This is a genomic window from Promicromonospora sp. NPDC023805, from assembly GCF_040639635.1.
GTDB lineage: Bacteria > Actinomycetota > Actinomycetes > Actinomycetales > Cellulomonadaceae > Promicromonospora.
The window spans coordinates 65563-76578 of sequence record NZ_JBFAAH010000009.1 but is presented as its reverse complement, the minus strand read 5'-3'; the positions used below and the strand labels follow the sequence as shown (position 1 = coordinate 76578).

The window sequence follows — 11016 nt, the reverse complement described above, 5'->3', positions numbered from 1 at the left end:
ACGAGCGGCTCACGCCGTCGTCACGCCATGCCTACTGGAAGTCCCGCGACCGCGCCGGGACATTCAGCGTGAGCGTCACCAGATGCTCCGCCACGAGGTTCACGGCGCCGTCGGCCGACTCGATGCGGCCCCGCACCACCATGGCCCGCGCCGACCGCGCGACCTTCCGGAACCGCTGCCACAGCCCGACGCTGCAGATCACGTTGAGCAGCCCCGTCTCGTCCTCCAGGGACAGGAAGGTCACTCCCCCGGCCGTACCCGGCCGCTGCCGGTGCGTCACCACCCCGCCGACGGCGATCCGGCGGCCCTGCTCGGTGGCTATCGCCTGCGCCACGGTGAGCACCCCCGCCGCCTCCAGCCCGGGGCGCACGTGCTGCGTCGGGTAGGAGTCGGGTGTGACGCCGGTGGCCCACGCATCGGCCTGGGACAGCTCGATCTCGCTCATCCCGGGCAGCATCGGGGCGTCGACGCCGACGCTGACGCCGGGCAGCGTCGTCGGCCCTTCCTGGCCGAGCGCTCCCGCTGCCCACAGGCCTTCCCGCCGGTCGATGCCGAGCGGTTCCAGGGCGCCGGCCGTGGCGAGCGCCTCGAGCTGCGGTGTCGACAGCTCGACGCGTCGGACGAGGTCCCGCAGGTCCCGGAAACCGGTGGTCGAGCCCTCGGTGGTCGAGCCTGTCGCGACCCGCGCCGCCACGATCTCCTCCGCCTTGTCCTTGCCGATGCCGCGTACGGACTCCAGGCCCATGCGGACCGCGAGCGCCGGGTCTGCCCGGACAAGCCCCGCCACGGACGAGACCGAGTCCGCCGGCGGCCCGGCCTCGGCGTCGCCGTCGAGCACCCGCTCCACGCCGGCCAGCACCCGCGACTGCGTCACCGACGGCCGCAGCACGCGCACCCCGTGCCGGCGTGCGTCGGCCGCCAGGGACTGCGGTGAGTAGAACCCCATGGGCTGGGCCGCGAGCAGTCCCGCGTAGAACGCGGCCGGATGGTGCACCTTGAGCCACGAGCTCACGTACACGAGGTGCGCGAAGGAGTAGGCGTGCGACTCGGGGAAGCCGAAGTCGGCGAAGGCTCTGAGCTTCTCGAAGATCTCCTCCTGCACCTTGGGCGGGATCTTGTTCTCGGTCATCCCCGCGTAGAGCCGTTCGCGCAGCGCCTCCATGCGCTCCTGGGACCGTTTGGAACCCATGGCGCGCCGCAGCTCGTCGGACTCCTTGGGCGAGAACCCGGCGACGTCGATCGCCATCTGCATGAGCTGCTCCTGGAACAGGGGCACGCCCTTGGTGCGGCTCAGGGACTTCTCGAGCAACGGGTGCAGATACTTCACGTCCTCCCGGCCTTGCGCCCGCTCGATGTACGGGTGCACCGACCCGCCCTGGATGGGGCCGGGCCGGATGAGCGCCACCTCGACGACGATGTCGTAGAACTTCCGCGGCCGCAGGCGCGGCAGCGTCGCCATCTGGGCGCGCGACTCCACCTGGAACACGCCAACGGTGTCGGCGGCACACAGCAGGTCGTACACGAGCGGGTCCTGCGGCAGGCTGTGCAGCTCGAGGCGCTCCCCGGTGTGCTCGTCGATGAACTCGAAGGCGTACCGGATGGCGGTCAGCATGCCCAGGCCCAGCAGGTCGAACTTCACCAGCCCGGCGTCCGCGCAGTCCTCCTTGTCCCACTGCAGCACCGTGCGACCCTCCATGCGGGCCCATTCCACCGGGACCACCTCGATCACCGGGCGGTCGCACATGACCATGCCGCCGGAGTGGATACCCAGGTGGCGGGGCAGGCGGAGCATCCGGTCGGCGAGGTCGAGCACGTCGTCGGGCACCTCGCCCTCCTCCGCGGCCGACGGCGGCGTACGGAACGGCACGACGTCGTGGGAGTCGTCGGCGCGGGCCGGCCGAGGCTCGCCCGGGGCGCGTGATTCCTCGGCGAGCACGTCGACGAAGATCCCGGGGCTCGCACCGGGTCCCGTGTGGCCGACGTGCGGCCGCGGTTCCCGCGGGCCCCACAGCGCCGCCACCTGGGCGTCCTTGGCGGCGGTCTTGTTCGGCGTCGTGCCCGACGTCGCCGGGGTCGCCTTGGGTTTGAGCGACCCCCAGCGCTCGATCGACTTGGACCAGGCGTCCTGCTGCCCGATGTCGTAGCCGAGCGCGCGGGCGGCGTCCCGTACGGCGGAGCGCGGCCGGTAGGAGATGACGTTCGCGACCTGTGCCGCGTGCGTGCGCCCGAACTTCTCGTAGACGTACTGGATCACCTCCTCGCGGCGTACCGACTCGATGTCGATGTCGATGTCCGGCGGGCCGTCCCGCTCCGGCGCGAGGAACCGCTCGAACAGCAGCCCGTGCCGCACCGCGTCCACGGCCGTGATCCCCAGTGCGAAGCAGACCGCCGAGTTCGCGGCGCTGCCCCGTCCCTGCGCGAGGATCCCGTTGCGCCGGCAGAACTCCACCAGGTCGTAGACCACGAGGAAGTACCCGGGAAACTTCAGGTCGGTGATCACCTTGAGCTCATGGTCGATCTGCTTCCAGGCCTTCCTGTTGCTCTCCCGGGAGCCGTAGCGCCTTGTCGCGCCGCGGTAGGTGAGCTCGTGCAGCCAGGACTTCTCGTCGTGCCCCTCGGGGACGGGGTAGGGCGGCAGGTTGGGCGCGATGAGGTCCAGGTCGAACGCGCACTCCTCGCCCAGCGCGGCCGCCGTCGGCACGGCCTGCGGGTGCCGGTGGTGCAGGCGCGCCATCTCCACACCGCTGCGCAGGTGGGCGGTGGGTGCGCCGGGCAGCCAGCCGTCCAGGTCGTCCAGGGAGGAGCGGGCCCGGACGGCGGCGAGCGCCCCGGCGAGGTCGGCGTCCCGGGGACGCGCGTAGTGCGCGGCGGTGGTGGCGACCAGCGGCAGGCGCGCCTCTTCGGCCAGCAGGGCGAGCGCGTCGTGCAGGTCGGCGTCGCGCGGATCGCCGGTAGCGGTGATCTCGACGGCCACATTCTCCCGCCCAAAAACCCCAACAAGCCGCCCAAGCTCGTATCGCGCGAGGTCAAGCCGATCCCCCCGGTTCCCCCCAAACCGTTGAGTGCTGGATATTTGTCCTGTCGGAACGTTTCGAGAGGACAAATATCCAGCACTCAACGAGGGCTGGAGGGCCTGGCGGACGGCGCCCTTGCGGCAGCCCGTGAGGACCAGCCACTCGCTCTTTGATGCCTCGCCCAAAGCCTCCAGCGTGTAGGTGGCGGCGCCCTTGACGCCTGCGTCCAGGTGCGCGGTGCCGATCGCGCTCGACAGGTTGCGGTAACCCTGATCGCCGCGCGCCAGCACGAGCAGATGCGTGGCGCGCGGGTCGGGGGTCCCGGTGGGCGGGTCGAGCACCGGCGCACCGTTCGCGCCCGCCGGGACCGGGAGGTGCAGCTCCGCCCCGAACGAGGTCTTCAGCCCGACCTTCTTCGCCGCCTGCGAGAACCGCACCACCCCGTACAGCCCGTCGTGGTCGGTGATCGCGAGCGACGTCAGCCCGAGCCGCGCGCCCTCGGCCGCGAGCTCCTCGGGGTGGGAGGCGCCGTCCAGGAAGCTGAACGCGGAGTGGGCGTGCAGCTCGGCGTACGCGGGCCCATCAGTCACGCGACCACCGCGCCGTTGTCTTCTCCGGCCGCCGGGTCCATACTGGACTAACCAGGTTAGTCCAGTGCGTCCGAGAGGGGGCGCAGCCGATTCCACGGGGGGACCTCATGCCGATCACCACACCACCAGTCAGCGTCACGCCGGCATCCGTGAACGTGCACGAGGCCAAGACCCACCTGTCCCAGCTCCTCGCACGGGTCGAGGCCGGTGAGGAGTTCCTGATCGCTCGCGCGGGCAAGCCCGTCGCGCGGCTGGTCGCCGCTCGTCCCCCTGCCACTCCTCGGCGCCCACTGGGTCTCCTGCGTGGTCGCGCCGTCATCCCTGACGACTTCGACACCTGGGGGCAGGACGAGACCATCGCGATGTTCGAGGGAACGGACCAGGCCCAGCCATGAGGTATCTCCTGGACACGCACGTCCTCCTCTGGACGCTCTACGCACCAGAGAAGCTCTCCCCGAAGATGCGGGACGTCCTCTCGGATCCGGAGCCGGAGATCTGGTTCAGCGCCGCGAACATCTGGGAGATCGCCATCAAGTCGGGGTTGGGCCGCCCTGACTTCACCGTCGATCCTCTGGAAGCCCGCATGGGCGCGCTGCATCTCGGGTTCATCGAGGTGGCGGTCGACGGCGCGCACGGATGCGCCGTCAGCGCCCTCCCCGACATCCACCGGGACCCGTTCGACCGCATTCTCGTCGCCCAGGCCGCCTCCATCGATCTCACCCTGCTCACGCACGACGAGTCCGTCGCCAAGTACCCCGGGAAGATCCAGCTCGTCTGAGCCGGAGGTGCAGTGCAGGGTGGGGGCCGAGGAACGAGGCACCCGCCCGAAGCGGAACCGCAGGCTCAGACGACAACAAGCAGAGTCTGAACGGCCACGTGACCAAGATTCAGTCATAGAGCGCCTCCAGGGACCATTCCCCCGCCGACGACGACAGCAGCAGGCCCAGCGTCGGGGCCTCCGCGCTGTCGGCCACCACCTGGAGGAACACGCGGCGCCTGCCCTGCGGCGTCCACCATCGCTCGGCGACGGGCCACGGCCCCGCCCAGTCGACGACGGCGGCGTCGATCCCGCCCCACGCCCCCTCACCGGGCACGACGACGCGCGCCGGGTCCCCGCTGACCGCGAGCCGCACGTCGACGACGACGGGGCGCCCGGCGTCGTCGAGCACGTGCGCGGGGACCGGCTCCGGCAGCACGACGGACGGCGCGGGAGGCGGCAGGGCGCCGGGCCAGGGCCGGTCAGGTTCACGCTCCGGCGGGACCTGCTCGCCGAACGGGACGAGCTGGACCCGGTCCCGGGGATCGCGCCCGCCCTGGAGCCGGACGGTGAGCACGGCGTCGCCGCCGGCCAGCGCCTGCACCCGCTCGACGGCGCGGCGCGCCCGCAGGTCCTCGCCCGCCCCCGGGCCCCACAGGCGCGGCTGCAGCGCCCCGGCGGGAGCGACCTCCTCGGCGGCCAGGGTCAGGCCGGCGATCGGGGCGGGCGCCTCGCCCTTCCCGAGGGACGACGCCGTGAGCCAGCCCTCGAGCTGCCAACGCACCCGGTCGGTGATCCGGGCCGCCGACAGCCCGCCGAGCGTGTCGTCGGTGCGCCACAGCCGTTCCAGGGTGCGGGCCTCGCCAGTGACCGGGTCGACGGCGCGCGCCGTGATCCGCAGCCGCCCGCAGGCGAGGCCGCTCCGGCTCAGGTCGTCGTGCAGGTGTTCGGCCAGACGGCGGGCCGCGAACGTGGCGACGTCGACCCGGTCCGCCGGCGGGTCCAGCTCCTCGGTGACGGTCAGGTCCTCCTCGAGCCGACGCCGGGCCGGCGGCCGCACGTCCTGCCCCCTGGCGAGACGCTGCGCCCAGACGCCGAGGTCGCCGAAGCGGGCGGCGACGGCGGCGTCGGGCAGCGCGGACAGCTCGGCCAGGGTGCGGATGCCGAGGCGGCGCCACAGGTCGACGAGCTCGGTCAGGGTGCGGTCCCCGGGCCGGGCGTGCACGAGCACGGCCGCCGGCCGTGGCGCGAGGTAGTCCCGCGAGGCACCAGGCGGCACGACGTCGTCCTCCCGGGCCGCGAGCACCGCGGCCAGGAACCCGTCGGCGACCCCTACCTGGCACTCGTGACCGGTGCGGACGGCGACCTGCTCGGTCAGCTCGCGGGCCAGGTCGCGCTCCGAGCCGTGGTACCGCGCAGCGCCGCCCGACGGCAGCAGGAGCAGGCCGGGGCGGGCGATCTCCAGCCCGGAGACCACGGTCTCCGCGGCAACGGCGACCGGCTCGAACTCGCGGGCGTCGCGGGCGTCGTCGGCGGTCCAGAGCTGCAGGTCGGGGCAGCGGCCCTGGGCCTCACGACGGCGCATGCCGCGGCGCACCCCGGCGCTGCGGGCGGGTGCGGACACCGCGACGATCCGCCCACCCGGGCCGCCCGTCACGGCCGCGGGCGTCTCGGGGCCCAGGCCGGCGACGACCAGGGCCGCGACGACCGGCCAGTCGGGCACCCAGAGGCAGGCGGTGCGGGTGGCCGCTCCCGCCGCCGTGGGGCCGGAGCGGTCGGTCATCCGACGAGCTCCAGCAGCGGACGGCGCTCGGAGCCCTCGTCCGGCGACGCCGTCACGGAGCCCTGGCCGCCAGAAGGCTCGACGACGCCGATGGTTCCGCCGCCTGTTCCTCCGCTGGCCGCCCGGCACACCGGCACCTCGACGTCCAGGTGCAGGGGCCGCGCGGCGTTCCCTCGCCCGGTGCGCCGCACCCGCAGGGTCCGACGCCGCAGCCAGCCCGCCCCGTGATCGACCCCCGCCCAGTCCCCCTCGGTCGCCTCGAGCACCACGTGCGCCCCGGCCCAGCCGACCGCCTCTCGTTGAGTGCTGGACTTTCGCCCTGTTGAAGGCAGTTGGCGGGGCGAATACCCAGCACTCAACGAACCGGCGGGGGTGGGGAGAGCGGCTACCAGCACCGTTTCCCGGTCGCGGGCCCGAGTGGTCAGCCGACGGCGGTCCTGGTCCAGCAGTGCGACCTCCGGCCCGATCACCACGATGTCCATGCCGTCGATCAGCGCGGCGAGCACTGCGGACGCGTCGACACCCGACCCGGCCGGCAGCGGCACCACGAGGGTGCGCGCCAGGTCGCATCCGGCGTCGGCCGCAGCGGCCATCCCGGCGGCCGGGTAGCCGACCAGCACCGTCCAGGCACCGTCGCGGGACGCCTCGGCGAGCAGCGTGAGCAGGAGCGACGTCGAACCCTGGACCACGACAGTGGTGCCGGTACGCAGGCCGCCGTCGGGCAGGAGGGACGCGAGGCGCGGGTCCACCGGCAGGACACGGGTGTCCCCGTCGACGGGGCGGTCGACGGGCCGGTCAGTGTGAGGCTCGGGGCGGACCGCCTGGATGGTCCGTGCGGCCGTAGCCTGCTTCCGTACGCCGGTGCGCACCTCGGCGGACCGCAGGGCAGCGAGCGCCCGTGCGTGCCGGGTGGCGGCGGTGTCGTCAGTGTCGTCGACATCGACGTCGAGGGTGATCGCCTCCGAGGATGCTGTTACAACGGTCATGATCCTCCAGCGATGGTGTCTGCCGGTGGTGACCAGATCGGTCGAGCACCTCATCGAACGCCTGTTCGATAGAACACCAGTACACCTCTCACGAGGTGCGCCTGTCAAACCATCGACCTCGCAACACTGCGACCTGGCCCGACATCCCGGACCCCTGAAGAGGGCCGCCGCCCCAACCTCTTCGAGGTCTAAGTTTCTCCGCTCTGAATCGGTTCAGAGCGGAGGAACTTAGACCTCGAAAGACAGCTGGGACAGCGCTCAGGCCTCCGGCACGTAGAGCGACAGCGTGTGCGCGACCAACGCCGGCTTCTCGGCGCCCTCGATCTCCACGGTGACCTTGGCGGCGAGGCGCACGCCGGTGGGCGCCGGGTCGGCGGAGAGGATCTCGGTGTGGGCCCGCACGCGCGAGCCGGCCGGGACCGGGGCGAGGAACCGCAGCCGGTCCAGGCCGTAGTTCATCACCATCGCGGCACCGCCGACCGAGATGAGCGGCGCCGCCAGGTGCGACAGCAGCGACAGCGTGAGGTACCCGTGCGCGACAGTGGAGCCGAACGGCCCGGCGGCCGCCCGCTCGGCGTCGAGGTGGATCCACTGGTGGTCCTCGGTGGCGTCGGCGAACGCGCTGATCCGCTCCTGCGTGATCTCGAACCAGTCGCCGGAGGCCGTGTGCCCCACGGCGTCCGCGAGGGCCGCCGGCGAGTCGACGGTGATGACGCCGCTCACGCCTTCGGCCCGCCCGCCACGTACAGCACCTGGCCCGAGACGAACCCCGACTCCTCCGCGCAGAAGAACGACACGGCGTTGGCGATGTCCTCGGGCTGGCCCACGCGACCGACGGGCACGTCCTTGGCCGCCACGCCCAGGTAGTCGGCCAGCGGCATGCCGATGCGCTCGGCGGTCTCCCGGATCATGTCGGTCTCGATCACCCCGGGGGCGACGGCGTTCGCGGTGACGCCGAACTTGCCGAGCTCGATCGCCAGGGTCTTGGTGAAGCCCTGCATACCCGCCTTGGCGGCCGAGTAGTTGGCCTGGCCGCGGTTGCCGAGCGCCGAGGTCGAGGAGAGGTTCACGATGCGGCCGAACTTGGCCTCCACCATGTGCGCCTGCACGGCCCGGGTCATGAGGAACGCGCCGCGCAGGTGCACACCCAGCACGGAGTCCCAGTCGCCCACGGACATCTTGAACAGCAGGTTGTCGCGCAGGATGCCGGCATTGTTCACCAGCACGGTGGGCGCGCCCAGCTCGGCGACCACCCTTTCGACGGCGGCAGCGACCGACTCCTCGGAGGCGACGTCCACGCCCATGGCGAGCGCGCGTCCGCCGTCGGCCACTATGGCCTCCGCCGTGGCCTTGGCCTGGTCCTCCAGCAGGTCCAGGACGGCGACGGCGTAGCCGTCCTTCGCGAGCCGGCGGGCGGTGGCGGCGCCGATGCCGCGGGCCGCTCCGGTGACGATGGCAGTGCGGGTCATGAGGTTTCCTCTCGGTACGGGGTACTAGGAATTCAGAGATTCAGAAGGTCACGAGCTGCCGCAGCGCCGCACCGGAGGCGAGGCGGTCGAGCGCGGCAGGTAGGTCGTCCAGGGTGATGCGGTCGGAGACCAGCCGGTCCAGTGGCAGCCGTCCGGCCCGCCACAGCTCGACGTAGCGCGGGATGTCCCGGCTCGGCACGGCCGACCCGAGGTAGGAGCCCACGACGGTGCGGGCCTCCGCTGTGAGGCTGAGCGGCGAGATGCTCGCCCGGGCGTCGGGATGCGGCAGCCCCACTGTGACGGTGGTGCCGCCCGGGGCGGTGATCGCGTACGCGGTCTCGAACGCGCGGGCCGAGCCCGCGGCCTCGATCACTACCGGCGCACGCAGCCCTTGTTCGACGGCCTCCTGCGGCCCGACGGCGGTCGCCGCGCCGAGCTCGCGCGCCAGGTCCAGCTTGGCGGGCACGGCGTCGACGCCGATCACCTCGTGCCCGAGCGCGACGGCCACCAGCAGCGCCGCCATGCCGACCCCGCCCAGGCCCACGACAGCGACCCGGTCCCCGGGCGCGGGTCGCCCCGCGTTCACGACGGCACCGCCGCCGGTCAGGACCGCGCAGCCGAGCAGGGCGGCGACGTCGGGCGGGACGTCGTCGTCCACGGGAACCACCGAGGTCTCGGACACCACGGCGTGGCTCGCGAACGCGCTCACCCCGAGGTGGTGGTGCACCTCCTGCGCCCCGCCGTCCGGGACGGAACGGGTCAGCCGCCGTCCGCCACCCACGAGCGCGCCTGCCCCGTTGGCCGCCGACCCCACCGAACAGGGCAGGCGTCCGTCGGTGGCGCACTCGGCGCACGTGCCGCAGCGCGGCAGGAACGTCATCACCACGCGTTGCCCAACATCGAGCCGCGTGCCAGGCCCGGCGACCTCCACGATGCCTGCCGCCTCGTGGCCGAGCAGCATCGGCACCGGCCGCACGCGGTTGCCGTCCACTACCGACAGGTCGGAGTGGCACAGCCCGGCCACCTCGATCCGCACCAGGACCTCGCCGTCCCGCGGCGGATCGAGCTCCAGCGGCCCGACCGTCACCGGCCGGGACTCCGCATAGGGCGCGGGCGCGCCGCAGCGCTCCAGCACCGCACCGGTGATCCGCATCAGAGCTTCTCCAGCACCATCGCCATGCCCTGGCCGCCCCCCACGCACATCGTCTCCAGACCGTACCGGCCCCCGGCGTCCGCGAGCGCGTTGATCAGGGTGGACGTGATGCGCGCCCCGGTCATCCCGAACGGGTGCCCGACGGCGATCGCGCCGCCGTTGACGTTCAGCCGCTCCTCATCGATGCCGAGCTCGCGCGCCGAGGGGACCACCTGGGCGGCGAACGCCTCGTTGATCTCGACGCGGTCCATGTCGTCGACGGTGAGCCCCGCACGGGCCAGCGCCTGCCGGCTGGCGTCGACGGGGCCGAGGCCCATGATCTCGGGTGACAACCCGCTGACCCCCGTGGACACGATGCGGGCCAGCGGCCGCAGGCCCAGCTCGTCGACGACCCGGTCCGAGACGATCACGAGCGCCGCGGCGCCGTCGTTCAGGGGGCAGGCGTTGCCAGCGGTGACCGTGCCGTCGGGGCGGAACACCGGGTCCAGCGTGGCCAGCGTCTCGACGGTGGTCCCGGCGCGCGGGCCGTCGTCGGCGGAGACCACCGTGCCGTCGGCGAGGGTGACCGGCGTGATGTCGCGCGCCCAGAAGCCCGCCGCGATCGCTGCCTGCGCGCGCTGCTGGCTGCGGGCGGCGAACTCGTCCTGGTCCGCGCGCGTGACGTCGCGCAGGGCGGCGACGTTCTCCGCGGTCTGGCCCATGCTGATGTACGCGTCGGGCAGCACACCCGCCAGGCGCGGGTCGGTCCACAGCCCGGTTCCGGCCCCGGCCCGCTTCTCGGTACGGGCCAGCGCGTCGGCGAACACGGGATTGCGCAGGTCCACGCCCGGGATGTAGTCGCTCGACCCGGTGGCGAACGAGCTCACGGACTCGACGCCAGCGGACACGAAGACGTCGCCCTCGCCCGCCTTGATGGCGTGGAACGCCATGCGGGTGGTCTGCAGGCTCGAGCTGCAGTAGCGCGTGACGGTGGCGCCCGGCACGGTGTCCCAGCCGCACAGCACCGCGACGATCCGGGCCATGTTCATGCCCTGCTTGCCGCCGGGCAGGCCGCAGCCGAGCAGCAGGTCGTCGATCCGGGCCGGGTCCAGCCCCGGCACCTGTTCGACGGCGGCGGCGACCATCCGGGCGGCGAGGTCGTCGGGGCGGACGTCCTTCAGCGACCCCTTGTGCGCGCGCCCGATGGGCGAGCGGGCGGTCGCGACGATGTAGGCCTCGGTCATAACTCCTCCTTGAGCTGAACTGAGCTGTGCTGCGACGGTAC

The 11016-nt window shown here is 72.9% G+C and carries 9 protein-coding genes; 2 read left to right on the top strand and 7 right to left on the bottom strand.

Going from position 1 to position 11016, the window contains the following annotated elements:
• Window positions 1-31 precede the first annotated feature (31 nt).
• A complete protein-coding gene (locus AB0F70_RS11400) occupies window positions 32-3604 on the bottom strand; it encodes an error-prone DNA polymerase (RefSeq protein ID WP_357447801.1) in 3573 nt (1190 codons plus the stop codon).
• A 107-nt stretch (window positions 3605-3711) separates the two neighbouring features.
• Between AB0F70_RS11400 and AB0F70_RS11395 the strand changes: the two genes are divergently transcribed.
• Complete coding sequence (locus AB0F70_RS11395) at window positions 3712-3999, top strand: type II toxin-antitoxin system Phd/YefM family antitoxin (RefSeq protein ID WP_357447798.1); 288 nt, start codon at window positions 3712-3714, stop codon at window positions 3997-3999.
• Window positions 3996-4382, top strand: coding sequence for a type II toxin-antitoxin system VapC family toxin (locus tag AB0F70_RS11390; RefSeq protein WP_357447795.1), 387 nt, complete (start codon window positions 3996-3998; stop codon window positions 4380-4382). Before AB0F70_RS11395 ends, AB0F70_RS11390 begins: the two co-directional genes overlap by 4 nt.
• Before the next feature lie 109 nt (window positions 4383-4491).
• Here AB0F70_RS11390 and AB0F70_RS11385 read toward each other — a convergent pair whose 3' ends face one another.
• From AB0F70_RS11385 to AB0F70_RS11360, 6 genes are all read right to left on the bottom strand, one after another.
• Window positions 4492-6144 (bottom strand): DNA polymerase Y family protein, encoded by a 1653-nt coding sequence (locus tag AB0F70_RS11385; protein WP_357447792.1) that lies wholly within the window; start codon window positions 6142-6144, stop codon window positions 4492-4494.
• The gene (locus tag AB0F70_RS11380; protein ID WP_357447789.1) at window positions 6141-7130 is read right to left on the bottom strand and encodes a hypothetical protein; all 990 of its coding nucleotides are present in this window, start codon (window positions 7128-7130) and stop codon (window positions 6141-6143) included. The genes AB0F70_RS11385 and AB0F70_RS11380 overlap by 4 nt, the downstream gene beginning before the upstream one ends.
• Before the next feature lie 258 nt (window positions 7131-7388).
• On the bottom strand, window positions 7389-7853 hold the full coding sequence (locus AB0F70_RS11375) for a MaoC family dehydratase (RefSeq protein ID WP_357447786.1): 465 nt from the start codon (window positions 7851-7853) through the stop codon (window positions 7389-7391).
• Complete coding sequence (fabG, locus tag AB0F70_RS11370; RefSeq protein ID WP_357447783.1) at window positions 7850-8599, bottom strand: 3-oxoacyl-ACP reductase FabG; 750 nt, start codon at window positions 8597-8599, stop codon at window positions 7850-7852. Before fabG ends, AB0F70_RS11375 begins: the two co-directional genes overlap by 4 nt.
• A 40-nt stretch (window positions 8600-8639) precedes the next feature.
• On the bottom strand, window positions 8640-9752 hold the full coding sequence (locus AB0F70_RS11365) for a zinc-binding dehydrogenase (protein ID WP_357447781.1): 1113 nt from the start codon (window positions 9750-9752) through the stop codon (window positions 8640-8642).
• The gene (locus AB0F70_RS11360; RefSeq protein WP_357447778.1) at window positions 9752-10975 is read right to left on the bottom strand and encodes an acetyl-CoA C-acetyltransferase; all 1224 of its coding nucleotides are present in this window, start codon (window positions 10973-10975) and stop codon (window positions 9752-9754) included. Before AB0F70_RS11360 ends, AB0F70_RS11365 begins: the two co-directional genes overlap by 1 nt.
• Window positions 10976-11016 lie beyond the last annotated feature (41 nt).